Source organism: Acidimicrobiales bacterium, assembly GCA_041394245.1.
In the GTDB taxonomy this organism is placed as follows: Bacteria; Actinomycetota; Acidimicrobiia; order Acidimicrobiales; family Aldehydirespiratoraceae; genus JAJRXC01.
Window position 1 is genome coordinate 2,214,377 of sequence record JAWKIR010000002.1, and the last position, 15,603, is coordinate 2,229,979.

The 15,603-nt window shown below is 69.1% G+C and carries 15 protein-coding genes; 4 read left to right on the top strand and 11 right to left on the bottom strand.

Going from position 1 to position 15,603, the window contains the following annotated elements:
* Nucleotides 1-9 precede the first annotated feature (9 nt).
* Complete coding sequence (locus R2707_11010) at nt 10-1,194, top strand: steroid 3-ketoacyl-CoA thiolase (protein ID MEZ5245619.1); 1,185 nt, start codon at nt 10-12, stop codon at nt 1,192-1,194.
* 91 nt (nt 1,195-1,285) lie between these two features.
* Here the strand turns inward: R2707_11010 and R2707_11015 are convergent, their stop codons facing one another.
* Nucleotides 1,286-2,518, bottom strand: coding sequence for a DUF3048 domain-containing protein (locus R2707_11015; GenBank protein MEZ5245620.1), 1,233 nt, complete (start codon nt 2,516-2,518; stop codon nt 1,286-1,288).
* Nucleotides 2,519-2,567: 49 nt separating this feature from the next.
* Nucleotides 2,568-3,095 (bottom strand): nuclear transport factor 2 family protein, encoded by a 528-nt coding sequence (locus tag R2707_11020; protein MEZ5245621.1) that lies wholly within the window; start codon nt 3,093-3,095, stop codon nt 2,568-2,570.
* A 42-nt stretch (nt 3,096-3,137) separates the two neighbouring features.
* On the opposite strand from R2707_11020, the gene R2707_11025 reads away from it, so the two are divergent.
* On the top strand, nt 3,138-4,139 hold the full coding sequence (locus R2707_11025) for a Gfo/Idh/MocA family oxidoreductase (protein MEZ5245622.1): 1,002 nt from the start codon (nt 3,138-3,140) through the stop codon (nt 4,137-4,139).
* Here R2707_11025 and R2707_11030 read toward each other — a convergent pair.
* From R2707_11030 to R2707_11055, 6 genes are read right to left on the bottom strand one after another with little or no spacing between them, the layout of a single operon-like run.
* Nucleotides 4,112-4,477: a hypothetical protein gene (locus R2707_11030; GenBank protein ID MEZ5245623.1), complete on the bottom strand. Its 366-nt coding sequence runs from the start codon at nt 4,475-4,477 to the stop codon at nt 4,112-4,114. The genes R2707_11025 and R2707_11030 overlap by 28 nt on opposite strands.
* A 5-nt stretch (nt 4,478-4,482) precedes the next feature.
* Entirely contained in the window at nt 4,483-5,235 is a 753-nt protein-coding gene (locus R2707_11035; protein MEZ5245624.1) for a 3'(2'),5'-bisphosphate nucleotidase CysQ, read from the bottom strand.
* Nucleotides 5,236-5,241: 6 nt separating this feature from the next.
* Nucleotides 5,242-6,081, bottom strand: coding sequence for an SDR family NAD(P)-dependent oxidoreductase (locus R2707_11040; GenBank protein MEZ5245625.1), 840 nt, complete (start codon nt 6,079-6,081; stop codon nt 5,242-5,244).
* A 41-nt stretch (nt 6,082-6,122) separates the two neighbouring features.
* Entirely contained in the window at nt 6,123-6,713 is a 591-nt protein-coding gene (locus R2707_11045; protein MEZ5245626.1) for a class I SAM-dependent methyltransferase, read from the bottom strand.
* 4 nt (nt 6,714-6,717) lie between these two features.
* The gene (locus R2707_11050) at nt 6,718-7,350 is read right to left on the bottom strand and encodes a Crp/Fnr family transcriptional regulator (protein MEZ5245627.1); all 633 of its coding nucleotides are present in this window, start codon (nt 7,348-7,350) and stop codon (nt 6,718-6,720) included.
* Between the two features lie 25 nt (nt 7,351-7,375).
* A complete protein-coding gene (locus R2707_11055) occupies nt 7,376-8,026 on the bottom strand; it encodes a FaeA/PapI family transcriptional regulator (protein MEZ5245628.1) in 651 nt (216 codons plus the stop codon).
* Between the two features lie 104 nt (nt 8,027-8,130).
* Between R2707_11055 and R2707_11060 the strand changes: the two genes are divergently transcribed.
* Together R2707_11060 and R2707_11065 are read left to right on the top strand one after the other, a co-directional pair.
* Nucleotides 8,131-8,505, top strand: a complete 375-nt coding sequence (locus tag R2707_11060) for a VOC family protein (protein MEZ5245629.1) — start codon at nt 8,131-8,133, stop codon at nt 8,503-8,505.
* Between the two features lie 42 nt (nt 8,506-8,547).
* Nucleotides 8,548-10,158: a SulP family inorganic anion transporter gene (locus tag R2707_11065; GenBank protein ID MEZ5245630.1), complete on the top strand. Its 1,611-nt coding sequence runs from the start codon at nt 8,548-8,550 to the stop codon at nt 10,156-10,158.
* Here R2707_11065 and R2707_11070 read toward each other — a convergent pair.
* Genes R2707_11070 through R2707_11080 form a run of 3 tightly spaced genes read right to left on the bottom strand, consistent with a single transcriptional unit; the run spans nt 10,151 to nt 15,595 of the window.
* The gene (locus R2707_11070; GenBank protein ID MEZ5245631.1) at nt 10,151-11,914 is read right to left on the bottom strand and encodes an SLC13 family permease; all 1,764 of its coding nucleotides are present in this window, start codon (nt 11,912-11,914) and stop codon (nt 10,151-10,153) included. The genes R2707_11065 and R2707_11070 overlap by 8 nt on opposite strands.
* A 12-nt stretch (nt 11,915-11,926) precedes the next feature.
* Entirely contained in the window at nt 11,927-12,934 is a 1,008-nt protein-coding gene (locus tag R2707_11075; protein MEZ5245632.1) for an LLM class F420-dependent oxidoreductase, read from the bottom strand.
* A 42-nt stretch (nt 12,935-12,976) separates the two neighbouring features.
* Nucleotides 12,977-15,595 (bottom strand): hypothetical protein, encoded by a 2,619-nt coding sequence (locus R2707_11080; protein ID MEZ5245633.1) that lies wholly within the window; start codon nt 15,593-15,595, stop codon nt 12,977-12,979.
* Between the last annotated feature and the right edge of the window lie 8 nt (nt 15,596-15,603).

The following is a 15,603-nucleotide window of genomic DNA, read 5'->3' on the forward strand; positions in this document are numbered from 1 at the left end:
ATCGGGTCCATGAGCGAACGTGAAGTAGTGATCGTCGATGCCGTGCGCAGCCCCATCGGGAAGCGCAACGGCGAACTGTCCACCATGCACAGCATCAACCTGTTGGGCGACGTGCAGAAGGCCATCTTCGATCGGACCGGCATGGACCCGGCCGAGGTCGGCCAGGTCGTCGGCGGTTGTGTCGGTCAGGTCGGGATGCAGACGATGAACGTGGCCCGCAACGCGTGGCTCGCCGCCGGCCTGCCCCTCGAGGTCGCGGCAACGACCGTCGATGCCCAGTGCGGTTCGAGCCAGCAGGCGACGAACCTCGCGTACGCGATGGTCAAGGCCGGCGTCGTCGACTCGGCATTGTCGTGCGGCATCGAGCTGATGAGCCAGATCAAGATGGGCGCCACGATCCCCGATCCCGAAACCACCGGTGTGCCGGTCAACCAGCGCTACTGGGAGCACTACGAGTGGACCTCGCAGTTCGAAGGCGCCGAGCGGATCGCCGATCAGTGGGGCATCACCCGTGCCGACGCCGACGCGTTCGGTCTGCGCAGCCAGTTGCTCGCGGCCAAGGCCCGGGCGGAGGACGCGTTCAGCACCCAGATCGTACCGATCGAGGTTCCTGTCCTCGACGACGAGGGCAAGCCGACCGGTGAGACCACGACGGTCACGGCCGACGGCGGCATCCGCGACACCACCCTGGAGGCACTCGCGAGCCTGAAGCCCGTCGCCCGGGAGGACGGCGTGCACACCGCCGGTTCGGCGAGCCAGATCAGCGACGGCGCCGGCGCCGTGCTGATGATGACCCGGGAGAAGGCCGACGAGCTCGGCCTGAAGCCGCTGGCGAGGATCGTCGACACGTGCCTGGTCGGCACCGATCCCGTTCTCATGCTGACCGGCCCGATCGACGCCACCCGGAAACTGCTCGACGACAACGGTCTCACCATGGACGACATCGGTGTCGTCGAGATCAACGAGGCGTTCGCGTCCGTCGTGTTGGCGTGGGAGAAGGAGTTCTCCCCGAACATGGACACCGTCAACCCCAACGGCGGGGCGATCGGTCTCGGTCATCCGTTGGGCGGCACCGGTGCGATCCTGCTGACGAAGGCCGTGCACGAGATGCAGCGTTCCGACATCGAGTACGGCATCGTCACCATGTGCTGCGGTGGCGGCCTCGGCACCGGCACCCTCCTGCAAAAGCTCTGACCCCACCCCCTCCCCTTCGCGGATCTGTGTCGAGTTGCCCCCCGGCGCAGCCGGGGCAACTCGACACAGATCGATCAGGAGGCGGGGAGGTTCAGGCGAGCGTCGTCGCGCCTTCGGGGGCGAGTTCGACCCAGGTGACGCCGGGGGTGAGGGCGACGGGGACACCGTCGGAGGTCGTCCATGTCGCGACGGACCGCAGGCTCGGCTTGGTCCAGGTCACCTCGATCACGTGGCCGTCGGTGAACACCCAGCCGCGCCCCGAGCCGAGGAACTGTTGTTCGAAGACCGTCGAACCGGCGGTGTCGACCGACCCGGTGGCGACCTGGCGCACTTCGGCGACGATCACGTTCGCCGCGACGACCCGCTCGCCCTGCGCGTCGACGTGTTCGGACGTCCCCTGGGTCCGGAGCCAACCCCCGGCATCGGCATCCCAGTCCCATGTTGCGGTGACGGACGGGAACGTCACGGTGACGGTCGATGCCGGTTCGGCGGTCGACGGGAGCCCGATCGTTTCGTCGCGGTACTCGAAGTGCGGGGGCGGCGCACCGCCGTCTCCTCGGTCGGCGGCGACGTCGAGCAGCGTCTGCGCCTCACTCATCAGGTCGTAGGTCCCCGGCCGATCGGGTGAGCGGAAGTACTCACCACGGCTCTGAGCGCCGAGATCGACCATCGGTTGACGACGAAGCAACGCCGCGTGGACGAGGTTGGCGCCGGACCACGCGAACACCGGTTCGTTCAACGAGCCGATGAGCGCGATGTCGGTGGTGCGCCCGGAGCGAATCGGCCCCATCAGCGGGGCATGGGTGTGGAACACCACGGCCAGCCGGGTGAAGCCGCCCTCGATCATCTCCTCGTAGACGAGATCCGCCTGGGTGAGCGCTTCCTGCGGACGGCCCTTGCTGGTGTTGTCGATCTTCACCAGCACCGCCGGGCGGGTCTGGACCGCCGGATCGTCGAGGGCCAGGCCGGTCAGCGGTGCGATCCCTTCGGCTGCCGCGGCCGGGGGGAGAGCGACCGGGGCGACGATGTTGCGATCGATGTCGATCTGTCCGAGCACACCGCGATACGCGGGCTCACCCGCGAGAACCGAGATCCCGCCGAGCGTGCCGATGGGGTCGACGGTCACGGTCGGCGCCGGACCCCGGGTGGTCGGCGGACCGAGGGACGGTTCGGCGGTCGAGGTCGTGGATGAGCCGTCGGCGGGGGCGGTCGTGGTCGACCCGATCTCGTCGGGCCCGACATCGTCGCCATCTTCCCCACCGCACGCAGCGGCAACCAAGGAGAGAACGGCGACGGACGCGAGGGCGGCAACTCGGAGACGCATGGCGGGCCACGCTACGGCGGATCGCCGCCGAGGCGTCGGCGGCCCACCCCTACCCACGATCGGACCAGAATTCCTGCCACGACGGATCGTCGTAGGGAATCGATCCGACACCGACCTGCGATGCCGGCCAGTTCGCCGGGGGTTGCGCCAACGGCGCTGCCTCGTCGTGACACCAACCGAGCCAGAGGAAGTGGCGTCGGCGGGTGAACCGCCACTCGCCGTCGATGCGCGCGTAGCGATCGTCGTACTTGATCAGCTGCTGGATGAAGCCTTCGCCGTGGTCGTCGATGAATCCGTGCGCCCACACCGTGCCGGTGGCGTTGTCGGCGTCATCGAACTCCACGAGATGGTTGGCGACCAGTAGCACCGCCATCCCGACCTCGGCGAGCGATCCGCGAAAGAACGCCCGACACGCGTCGGGACCCTCTCCGTGGACGCCGAAGCGGGCGTCGGGCCGGTAGAGCGACGCGAGCTGGTCGAGGTCACGCCGATCGACGGCGTCGGCGTAGCGATACGCCAGCCGACGGATCTCCTCGGTGGCGACCACCTGTTCGATTGCGCTCATCGATTCCGACATCTTCTTCCCCTCCACGACCTGGCGGACGCTACCGTTCCCGCGGTGGACGACGCAGACCATCCGGCCGCCGTGCGTTTCGCCGTGATCGGTGTCGCCCATCCACACGCGATCATCCTGGCGGCAGGGCTGCTCGATGCCGGCGCCGAGTGCATCGGCTGGGTCGACTCACCCGGGGGCAACGACGGCGCGTTCACCGCGCTGTTCCCCGACGTCCCCGAGCGCGGGCTCGACGACGTGCTGGCCGACGTCCCTGACCTCGCCGTGGTCGCGGCGGTGCCGAACGAGCGCGCCGATCTCGCCGCCGCCGCGATGCACGCCGGTGCCGACGTGCTCGTCGCCAAACCCGCCGTCACCGAAGCCGGACAGATCGACGCGATCGCCGCCGCCGTCGCCATCACCGGGAAACGCTGGTGGGTGGCCTTCACGGAACACTTCACGAGCCGCGCCGTCCTGCGGGCCGACCGGCTCGTCGCCGACGGCCGGATCGGGCCCGTCCGCCACGTGCTCGGGCTCGGCCCCCACCGGCTCGGCGCAGCTCGACCGGACTGGTTCTTCGATCCCGCCCGGTCGGGTCCGATGCTCGCCGATCTGGCCAGCCACCAGATCCATCACGCTGCCCGGTTCCTCGGCACCACCGATCTGACCGTCCTCCACGCCCGAACGACCCCGGCACCGGGCCGGCCGCACCCCGAGATGCTCGGCGAGCTCCTGCTCGAGGGCGGCACGGGTTCGGCCTACATCAAGGTCGACTGGCTCACACCCGACGGACTCGACACGTGGGGCGACGTGCGGCTGATGATCACCGGCGATTCCGGCACCATCGAGGTGCGGGCGAACTGCGACCCCGGTGGCCTTCCCGGCGCCGACCACGTGATCGTCGTCGACCGGGTCGGAACCGAGCGGATCGACTGTGCCGGCGACGAGCTGACCTGGGCCGCCACCCTCGTCGACGACGTGCGCAACGCCACCGAGCATCTCCTGACGACCGAGCACTGCCTCGCGGTCACGCGGACGGCTCAGGCCTGCGCCGACTCGACCACCTGATCCATGAAGCGCCCGATGACCGCCATCGCGGTGTCGAGGAACTCCCGACCCGCCTCGGTCGGCTCGGGGTCGATGACGACGCCGCACGACAGATGGCACTCGTCGCCGTCGTCTCGGAAGACGAACGTCCGCTCGTAGAAGTCGAGCGGCATGTCGCCTTCGACCCGGGAACTGCGCCGCCAGGGCGGCTCGAGCGACAGGACCGTCTCGACGAGCGACTCGTCGTCGCCAATGCCCCGCTCGAGCGCGCCGAGGAAGGCGTCCCAGGCGTGTTCGCGAGACGCCAGGATGTGGCGCTCGAGCGACCGGGACGTGTAACGGACCTTCTTCTCGGCCATCGGAGTCACCTCCGCCCGCTCATCACCCGGGTGATCCCGTCGGCCAGCTCCGGCCGACAGATCACGAGTCCGGGCGACCACGGGTCGTCCTTGTTGAACCAGAGCTCACCGCCGTCGAGTCGGCACGCAACCAGGCCGGCTGCCTCGGCCACGGCCACGGGCGCGCACGAGTCCCATTCGTAGAGACCGCCACCGTGGACGTAGGCGTCGACCTCGCCGCGAACGACGGCCATCGCCTTCACGCCGGCGCTCCCGACGGCCAGCACCTCGGCCCCGAGACCATCGGCCAGCAGGCGACCGTCGATGTGGCGTCGGGACCGCGACACGAGGATCCGGGGACGTTCGCCCACCCGCGACATGATCGGCTGCGGGGTCGGTTCGGTCGCCCAGGTGGTGTCCCAACCCGGCACCGCGACAGCGCCGGCGGTCGGCTTGCCGTTCTCGACGAGCGCGACGTGCACCGCCCAGTGGTCGCTCCACCCGAAGTCGCTCGAGCCGTCGAGGGGATCGACGATCCAGACGCGGTCCGAGTCGAGTCGGGCCGGATTGTCGCGGCCCTCCTCGGAGAGGACGATGTCGTCGGGTCGTTCGCGGGCGAGCTCACGAGTGATGAACTCGTGTGCCGAGCGGTCGCCGGTGTACTCGATCGAGCTCCAGCCCCGCCGATTCGCATCCGGGTCCTCGAGCAATGCCACGAGGAGATCGCCCGTCTCGGAGGCGATGCGCGCCGCGAGCGCGTGATCGGACGCGTCGGCCATCGGGGCTCAGATTTCCCAGCTGACCGGGTCGCCGCCATCGGCGATTCGCATGCCACGAGCCGCGACCTGCGGCCCGTACTGGGGATGGGGAAGGACGTAGAAGCGCTGGTGCCGCACCGCGTCGACGATGCGATCGGCCACCTCGTCGGGCGGAATCCCTCCGCTCACCAGATCGCGCACCGCGGCCCGCATCATCTCCTGCTCGGCCGTCGGTTCCTCGAGTGCGGCGGCCATGTGCTCGGGGAGATTCCGGTCGCTGTCGGCGATACCGGTGCGCACGAAGCCCGGGCACAGGACCGAGACGCTGAGATTGGTGTCGGCGGTCTCGAGGGCGAGGGTCTCACTCATCGCCACGACGGCGTACTTCGATGCCGTGTAGACCCCGAGCCCGGGGGTCGGCAGGAGGCCCGCCATCGAAGCGGTGTTGACGATGTGACACGGTTCGCCGTGGGCCACCATCGCCGCGCCGAAGGCCTTGATCCCGTGAGCGACGCCGAACAGGTTGACCCCGAGCGTCCACCGCCAGACGTCCATGTCGTCGGGCTCCAACATGGGGCCTCCGCCACCGACGCCGGCGTTGTTGAACAGCAGGTGGACATCGCCGAACTCGGCAGTCGCGGCCGCGGCCATGGCCTTGACCGAGTCGTAATCGGCCGTGTCGGTCACCACGCCGATGGCCCGGAAGCCGTCGGCCCGCAGCCGGGCCACCTCGGTGGTCAGCACCCGTTCCTCGATGTCGGCGATCACGAGGTTCATCCCCTCGCTTCCCAGCCGCTCTGCAGTCGCGAGGCCGATGCCGCTCGCGCCGCCCGTGATCACCGCCGTGCGGTCCTGGAAGTGCTCCATCCGCCGATCCTCGCACGTCTACGGGCCGAGCAACGAACGGGTCAATCCTTGACGTGCACCGACACCACATAGTCGCCGTCGTCGAAGGGTGCGCGATCCCATGTCGCCCATCGATGGACGGTCGACAGACCCGCCGTGCGGCAGTGCTGCTCATAGTCCTGCACAGCGAGGCGACCGCCACCGGTCTGGAATCCGGCGACCAGCAACCCGCCGGGACGGAGCTGGCCCGCCATGTTGGCGACGACCGCGCCCTCGGTACCCGGGGCGACGAAGATCATCACATTGCCGGCCATCACCACGAGATCGAAGTCGCCGCCGGCATCGACGTCGAGGAGGTCGCCCAGCACCCAACGCTGCTCGGGGGCCTTGCGGCGGGCCTCTTCGAGCATCGGTTCGTCGAGGTCGACACCGACGGCATCCACCCCGCGCGCGGTGAGCTCGATCGCGACACGACCGGTGCCGCAACCGGCATCGAGCACGCTCGCCGTCGCATCGATCCCGTGCTCTGCGAGCAAGCCCATGACCAGATCCGCCTCGCCGTGGATCGACTCGCCCGCCTCGGCCATCGCCTTCCACCGGGCGTCGTAGTCGGCGCCGCGCGGCACATCGTCTCGTTCGCGCCACCGACTCACGGCGTCACCCGAGTGCCGCGCCGCGCAGCGCCTGGAGGTCGGTGATGCTGATCCGTCGTCGACCGGTCGCGACGCAGCCCAGCTCGCGCAACGTCCGCAGCGATCGAGCCGTGGCTTCTCTGGTGGCGCCGATCCAGCCCGCCACGTCGTCCTGAGTGAGCGAGAGTCCGATCTCGACCGTCACGTCGGTGTGCTCGCCGTAGCGATCCGCGAGATCGAACAGGAGCATCGCCAGCCTCTGCGTGGTGTCGGCGCTGGCCCGCGCCGTCGTTCGATCGACCGCGTCGCGCAGATCGCGGCTGATCCGTTGCAACAGGGAGACGGCGTATCGGGGCTGGTCGGCCAGACCGGCCAGGAAGTCGTCGACGCCGATCTGCACGAGCTCCGACGCCTCGACCGCCACCGCGGTCGCCGACCGCGGACGACCGTCGAGGACACCGAGCTCTCCGAGCACGTCGCCCGGCTCCTTCATGGCGAGCACCAGCCGGCTCCCCGTCGGGGTGTTGACCTCGATGCGGACACGTCCGCTCAGCACGCCGTAGACCACGGCAGCACGGTCGCCCTCGTGGAACAGGGTCGCGCCGGCCTGCAGCCGGGTGACGGTCCCGCGTTCGGTGAGCAGATCGATCAGCGCCACGGTGGATGAAGCTAGTGGCTCGGAATCAACCGCGGGTCCGGATGCGATACACACACCGCTGGTCGCCGGACAGCAGGTGCTGGCTGCGCTCCACGACGCCCGCCGGTCCGATCGCAGCCCGGAACAGTTCGAGCTCGTTGCGACACAGGTTCTGGCATTCGGTCGCGGCCGCGCACACCGGGCAATGGTGCTCGGTGAGCACGAGCTCGTCGCCGACGTGGTTCACCTCGGCCATGTAGCCCTGTCGGGTCCGCTGTTCGGCGAGCACGGAGGCTCGGCCGGCGACGTCGGACGGGTCGAGGTGCGCCATGCGCCGTTCGAGCTCGGCGAGGTGGTCACGGTCCCGAGCGGCGAGGACGGCCTCGATCGCATCCTCACCGAGCACGGCGCGCATCGTCTGCAACAGCTCGACCGTGAGGTCGCCATGGCGGTCGGGGAAGAGTTCGATGGCCAGCGGCGACAGGGCCCATCCGATCGGCGGCCTGCCTCGCGTTCCCGTGACGAGGGTCTCGGCGTTGACCAGGCCGCGTTCCTCGAGCTCGACCAGTTGAGGCCGCACGGCCTGGGTGGTGACCCCCAGCGCGTCGGCGATGGCCGCCGTGGTGCTCGCCCCGGCACGCTTGAGGTGATCGACGATGCGCCGTTGCGCGTCGCCGATCCCGATGGTCTCGTTCATGGCGACCAGGGTACCCGATATTTCACAATGATTTCCTTGACAATTTTGCCGAGCAGGGGAACGATGATTAAACCAATCATCTACTTGCCTATATGGGAGCGATCATGATCCTCGAACACGCGAACGTCACCGTGACCGATCCCGAAGAAACCGCGGCGATGCTCGGCCGCATCTTCGGGTGGCACGTCCGTTGGGAGGGTCCGTCGCTGATGGGCGGGCGGACCGTCCATGTCGGCACCGACACCTCCTACCTCGCGCTCTACACGCCGCCCGACGACCCGGGCGAACGAGCCGACCCGGACCGCGTCGGCGGGCTCCAACATCTGGGCATCCTCGTCGACGATCTCGACCCGGTCGAGACGCGGGTCCGGGCCGAAGGGATCGAACCGTACAACTTCATGACCTACGACCCCGGGCGGCGCTTCTACTTCAACGATCACGACGGGATCGAGTTCGAGGTGGTCGCCTACGACGTGTGACCGGAGCACGGCCACCACCGGGAAACGTGGTTCACTCTTTCGGTGACCGCGTCCGCCCGTCAGAGCCTCCCGAGACCGTCGGTGGGCGATGTCGTGGCCGGAATCTCGGTGGCGCTGGTGCTCATCCCACAGTCGTTGGCCTACGCCGAGATCGCCGGAGTGCCGCCCCACGTCGGCCTGTTCGCCGCCGCGCTGCCTCCGCTGCTCGCCGCACCCTTCACCTCGTCGCCCTACCTCCAGACGGGTCCGGTCGCGCTCACGTCGCTCCTCACGTTCGGCGCTCTCTCGGGCCTCGCGACCGCCGGCTCGCCCGACTATGTCGCCCTCGCCGCGCTGCTCGCCGTCATCGTCGGGATCACGAGGGTTGCGCTGGGACTGCTGCGCATGGGAACGATCGCGTATCTCATGTCGCAGCCCGTCGTGATGGGCTTCACCACCGGCGCCGCGATCCTGATCGTGTCGTCACAGGTCCCGTCGATGTTCGGGGTGGTCCCCGAGAACGAGGGCACGCTCCAACGCGCATGGTGGACCATCACGCACCCGGGTGACTGGCAGGGCGCCGCGCTGGCACTCTCGGCCATCGCCATCGCGTTCGTCATCGGCTCCCGGTCGATCCACCGCCTCTTCCCCGGTGTGCTGGTCGTCGTGATCGGCTCGACCGTGTGGAGCCGGGTCGCCGACTACACGGGCGCAACCCTCGGCGACCTTCCCGGCGGCTTCCTCTCGCTGAGCGTCGACCTCCCCTACGGCGAATGGACCCGCCTGCTCGTCCCCGGCATCGTCATCGCCGTCGTCGGGTTCGCCGAACCGGCGGCCATCTGCCGCACGTTCGCCGCGCAGGACCGGATCCCCTGGAACGCCAACAAGGAGTTCTTCGGCAACGGCGTCGCCAACCTGGCCTCGGCCCTCTCCGGCGGCTTCCCCGTCGGCGGATCGTTCGCCCGCAGCTCCCTCAGCCGCCTGGCCGGCGCCACAAGCATCTGGACCGGAGCGATCAGCGGCGCAGTCGTCCTAGCCGCGCTCCCCCTGGCGACCCGACTCGAGCCGCTCCCCCGCGCCGTCCTCGGTGCCATCGTCGTCACCGCAGTGGCCAAGCTCATCCAACCGGTGCCGATCCTGCAGATGTGGCCCAAGAGCGCGCCGCAGGCCGCGATCGCCTCGGGGACGTTCATCGCGACCCTCGCCACCTCACCTCGCGTCGAGCGCGGCATCATCATCGGCGTCGTCCTCTCGATCGGGTTCCACCTCTACCGGGAGATGCGAGTCGACTACCGCTACGAGCGCGTCGGCGAGCGGGTGATCGTCCGCCCGAGCGGGGTCGTCTGGTTCGCATCGACACCTGCGCTCGAGGACTCCTTCCGCAACGCGCTGGCCGAACACCACGACGTCGACGGCATCACGATCGACCTCGCGTCGTGCGGGCGCCTCGACTACACGGGAGCATCCGCACTCGCCGCCGAAGTCACCGAACTCTCGGACTCGGGCTACGACATCGACTTCGTCAACATCCCGAACCACGCGTTGCGCGCCCTCGCCGGCGCGCTCGGCGGCACCCACGGCATCCCGAAACTCGACGAGCTGCCGGCCGCCACGCGCTACCAGTGGGTCGCACCCTGGCGCCGAGTCGAACCCGCCGCCGACGACGTCAGCTGAGCACCGTCACCGTGGTCGCGATCGTCAACTGCACCGCGACGCTCAGCGGCAGACCCGAGCGCACGTAATCTGCGACGCGATAGCCCCCCGGCCCGTAGACCATGGTGTTGGTCTGGTAGCCGATCGGCGAGATGAACGACGTCGACGCGGCGATGGCGACCGCGATCGCCATGAGCCGCACGTCGACCCCGGCCGGGCCCGCGATCGCGAGGGCGATGGGAAGCACCACCACCGCCGCAGCGTTGTTGGTGATGATCTCGGTCAGCACCGAGGTGGTCAACACGATCGCGAGCACGAGACCGAAGGTCCCGTACCCGTCCAGGGCACCGACGAGATCGGTCGCGATCCTCGAGGCGAGACCGCTCTCCTGCACCGCCGCGCCCAGCCCGAACGCGGCACCGATCAGCAACACCACGTCGAGGTCGACGGCCCGCTTCGCCTCGTCGAAGGTCAACACCCGGCTGACCACCATGGCCGCCGCGGCCAGCAGCGCACCCTCCACGGTCGAGACGACATCGAGCGAGGAGAGGACGACGAACGCGGTGAGGGCCGCGGCGACGACCGGTGCCTTCGCCGTGGCCGCAGGCGGCGGCGCGTCCAGCGCGGCGACGACGAGGAAGTCGGGGCCCTGGGACCATCGGGCCCGGAAGTCGACGCCGGCCACCACCACGAGGGTGTCGCCGTGACGGAGCCGCACCTCCCCGAGCTTCGTCTCGATCCGGTGCCCGGCCCGATGGACGGCGAGCACCGCGGCGTCGTAGCGCGCCCGGAAGTCGGCCTCGCGGAGGGTGTGGCCGGCGATGGGCGACATGCGGCCGACGACGACCTCGTAGAGCCGGCGACCCGCCACATCCAACGTCTCGACCATGTCGCTGCCCCGACTCTCGAGCCCCCGCATCCGCTGGAGGTCGATGACGTTCGACACGTCGCCCGCGAAGACGAGGACATCGCCTTCGTCGACGGTCTCGTCGGGGCCCACCGGGGAGAAGACGCGCGTCCCCCGGCGGATCTCGACCAGATAGACACCCGTCAGTCCGCGCAGCCCGGCATCCTCCACCGTCCGCCCGGCGATCGACGGATCCGATGTCACCCGCATCTCGACGAGGAACTCACGCATCGTCGCGTCGAACTGTTCCGGAGCGGTCAACCGCGGACGCAGCAACGGAATCGACACCCCGAAGAGCACCAACAGGCCGACCGCGGCGACGGGCGCGCCCACCTTGGCGAACTCGAACACCCCGATCGCGTCTTCTCCGGCGTCCTCGAGGAGCCCGGACACGACCAGGTTGGTCGATGTCCCGAGCACCGTCAGGGTGCCACCGAGGATCGCGGCATAGGACAACGGCAGCAGGTACCGCGACGCGTCGCGCCCGTTGCGACGCGTCCACGCCACCACGTCGGGAATGAGGATCGCGACGAGCGGGGTGTTGTTGAAGAACGCGCTGGCACCGGCGACGGGCATCAGCAGGCGGGCGTGAGCGACCCCGCGCCGCCGGGGACGGCCGAGGAGTCGCGACACCCCGGCCGAGAGCAGTCCGGTGCGCTGCGCGCCCGCGGCCAGCACGAACAGGGCGGCCACGGTGATCGGCGCCGCGTTCGAGAAGCCGGAGAACGCCGCACCGGCATCGATCACATCGGCGAGCAACAGCGTCACCGTCGCCGCCAGAACGGTCGCCGACGGCGCCAGCCGGTCGAAGATCAGCACACCGAACGTGACGCAGAGAACTGCGACGGTGATCCACTCGTCGGTGCTCACCCCGTGGTTGGCCTAACCCTTGACGACGTCGGCCAGCACGCGGATTTCCTCGGGCGTGCGCGCCGCCACGTTGAGCATCGTCACCGGGCTCTCCTCCCAGGCCTGGAGACGATCACGGATCCGCTCGACAGGACCGACGAGCGAGATCTCGTCGGCGAACTCGGTCGGCACCATCGCGATCGCTTCGTCGCGCTTGCCCTCGAAGAAGAGGTCCTGGATCTTGTGGGCCTCCTCCTCGAAGCCCATCCGCGCCATCAGCTTGGTGTGGTAGTTCTGCCCCTTGGCACCCATGCCGCCGATGTAGAACCCGAGCGATGCCTTCGTTCCCCACAGGGCGGCTTCGACATCGTCGGTGATTTTCATCGACACGTTGACCGCGATCTGGAAGTCGTCCTTGGCGCCGGCCAGCTGATCGGCATAGACCTCCGGGCGGAACGGTGAGTAGTAGAGCGGGATCCAGCCGTCGGCGATCTGCACGGTCTGGGTCACGTTCTTCGGCCCCTCGGCGCCGATCCAGATCGGGATCTCACGCAGCGGATGGGTCATCACCTTGAGGGGCTTGCCGAGACCTTCCGATCCCTCGCCCGTGTAGGGCATCTGGATGTGTTCACCGTGGAACTCCGCCGGGCCCTCGCGACGGAAGATCGTTCGCAGCACCTCGACGTATTCACGGGTGCGGGCGAGCGGCTTGCGCGACGGCATGCCGTACCACCCTTCGACCACCTGCGGGCCGGAGACACCGAGCCCGAGGATCACCCGTCCGTTCGACAGGTGGTCGAGCGTGATGGCGTGCATGGCCGTCGCCGCGGGGGTTCGGGCCGAGAGTTGCACCACCCCGGTGGCCAACTTGATGCGATCGGTGTGGCCGGCGATGTAGGCCAGGGGCGAGAAGGCATCCGACCCCCACGACTCGGCCGACCAGATGCAGTCGAAGCCGGCCTCCTCGGCCGCGATGCTCAGGTCGAGAAAGTTGTCGGGCATGGCCCGGGCCCAGTAGCCCCACGTGAATCCAAGTTCCATGGCGTGACGCTATCTCGCCGCGACCCACGGGCCGAAACCGCCTCAGCGCGAGGCCACGACGCGATCGACCAGTTCGTAGGTCGCCTCGGCGATCGGACCCCAGTCGAGCGCCGCCCTGCGGTCGGGGATCGCCGATCGTGCCGCGTCCAGGATCTCAGCGGTCAAACCGTCGATACAGGCCGTCAGTTCCTCACGGGTGTCGCCGTAGTAGATGCCTGCGGCGCCCATCGACTCCCTGAGATAACCCCACGATGAACACAGCGCCGGAATACCGGCGCCGATCGCATCGCCGACCGTCCCCGTGGTGAGCATCCCCTCCGAGAACGGCAGGACGAGCGCATCGAGGGTGAAGAGCCGCTTGGCGTAGACGTGGTGCTCGGTCAGCGTGTAGTGCGACGCATGGATGCGGGGATCGTCGGGAACCACCTCGTCGCCGAGCGACCAGCACCACAGCTCGATGTCGTCGCGCGCACTCGCGTGGACCGCGTCGATCACGAGCTGGGTGTCCTTTTGGACCCGCGGCGCTCCCACCACGCCGAGACGCAGCCCGGTGGGCGACATGCCCAGGCCGGCCTCGGCCTCTTCCCGACCTCCGGCCGGCCGCACCGGCTCGAGCATGTGACCCCAGTGACCGTGGGGGATGACGGCATGGACCGTGTGGTCCCCATAGGTGTAGTTCGCCTCCATGACGGCTCGCCCGTACTCGCTGTGGTGCACCACCACGTCGGCCGCAGCCGCCCACAGCTCGTAGATCTCGGTGGCGTCCTGGGCCATGTGGGGCACGCGATTGTGCTGTGTCCAGAAGATCGTCACTCCCGCAGCCCGCAGGCAGTCGATGGTGTGGCGAGCCCGTTCGGGCTCGAGGCCACTCGTCCACTCGGGCCAGTGGATGTGGGCCACATCGAACGTCGACATCGCCGCCGGGTCGTGCAGCGGCGCGGGCGCTTCGAGGACGCGGTCGCCCAGCGGTTCCCAGAGGCTGCGGTCGTACCAGTGACCGTGCGCGGTGCTCGCCACCCGCAATGGCGGGGTGACGCGGCAGACGTAGTCGAGCCGACGAGCCGGTTCGAGCACGAGCTCGTGGGTCCGCCCGTGCTCGTTCCAGAACGACCGGTGCTTCTGCATCCCGCTCGTGTCGATCACCGATGTCGTGTGGGGCTGGTGCGTCGTGAACTCGACCTGCAGCGGATGCCCGGCGACCTCGGGGATGTCGACGACCACCGCGTCGATCGTCGCCGGTTCGCGATCGAGTGTGATCGAGTCCTCGATGACGAGCGAGCGTCCCTCGACCCGATACGTGGCCGTGCGCGTGCCGGCGATCGGTACCTTCGCCGCCTCGCTCGCGCCGAAGTCGAGTGTCGAGAAGTAGTCGTGGGTCACCGTGATCGAATCCGGTCCGTGGGAGACGCTCGACGGCACGCTGTTGACGGTTCGCACCGAACCGTCGGCGTGCACCAGCGGGAGCCATCCGATGTGGCGACCCGACTCGACCGCCACCTCGAAACGACCCGGCCATCGCGGCGACATCGAGTAGTCGCCCCACATCCCCCCGACGAGTGGCAGGACGAAGTCGACGCCGCCGCCACGACGGGCCCAGGCCCCCGCGTTCCGTTCGTCCTCGAACCGCACGAAACGGTCGACGCGGCGGTAGCTCTGCGCCGGCGTCGCCGCCTCGACCGGGTGGGCGGCCCGCAACTCGTGGGCCGCCTGGAGGAGCTTGCCGAGCAGATCGAGCGTCATCTGGAGCCGACGCTCGGGGCCGCGATAGCTCATCGTCATGCGATGCTGATGCGCCGTCACCACACCCTGCGAGAACCACGACTGCAGCGCCGTCGTCGCGAGATCGGCCTTGCCGAGCCATCCCGCCACATCGGAACCGAGGTCGCGACCCGCGGCAGTCGCGCCGAGTTCCACGTTCATCACGACGCCGAGTGCTCCCGTCGAACGACCCCACGAGATGGCACCGCCGGGCGTCGCCAGGTCGGCGAGGTCGTCGAGCACCGCGCCGAGACCGTTGGCCCAGCTGTCACCGAGCTCGTCGGCGAAGGGTTCCGCGAAGAGGTAGACGTCGGGCGTGTACATGTCGTAGTTGGCCCCGCCGAAGTCGTCCCACCACCCGTAGGGGAGACCGCCGAAGAGCCCACGGAGCTTGTCGAGCAGCTCGTCGAGGCGGTTGTCGTCGGGCAGGCGGCCGAGGGCCCGGCGGGCGATCTCGCACCGGGTCAGCACCACGGCGAAATTGTTGGGGAGCGAGCCCTCGTCGAGCATCGACAGCATCGACGTCGAATCGATCGCCGCTTCGACGTTGGCGTGATCCGCATCGGTCCACGCGGCGAGGCGCGGGTTGTCGTCGAGCCCTCCCAGCCGCAGCACCGTTTCGGCGGCCCGGTACGAATAGAAGCTGTGGGTCGCCGGCCCGTCGAGCCGGCGGACGATCTCCAGCGCGACCTCGGCGCAGTCGACCCCGGCGACCTGCTCGACACCTTCACCGTGGAGAAGGCCGAGGGTGAAGGCGAGATCGGCGCGGGCATCCGGACCGACCGCGTAGCCACCGAAGACGAGTGGCAGTTCGAGTCGGGGCGCGTGGTGCGATTCGAGGTCGACGAGGACCTCTGCGGTCAGGGCGAGGAGGCGATCGGCGAGTTCGGCTGGTGTGGTCATGGCGAGGA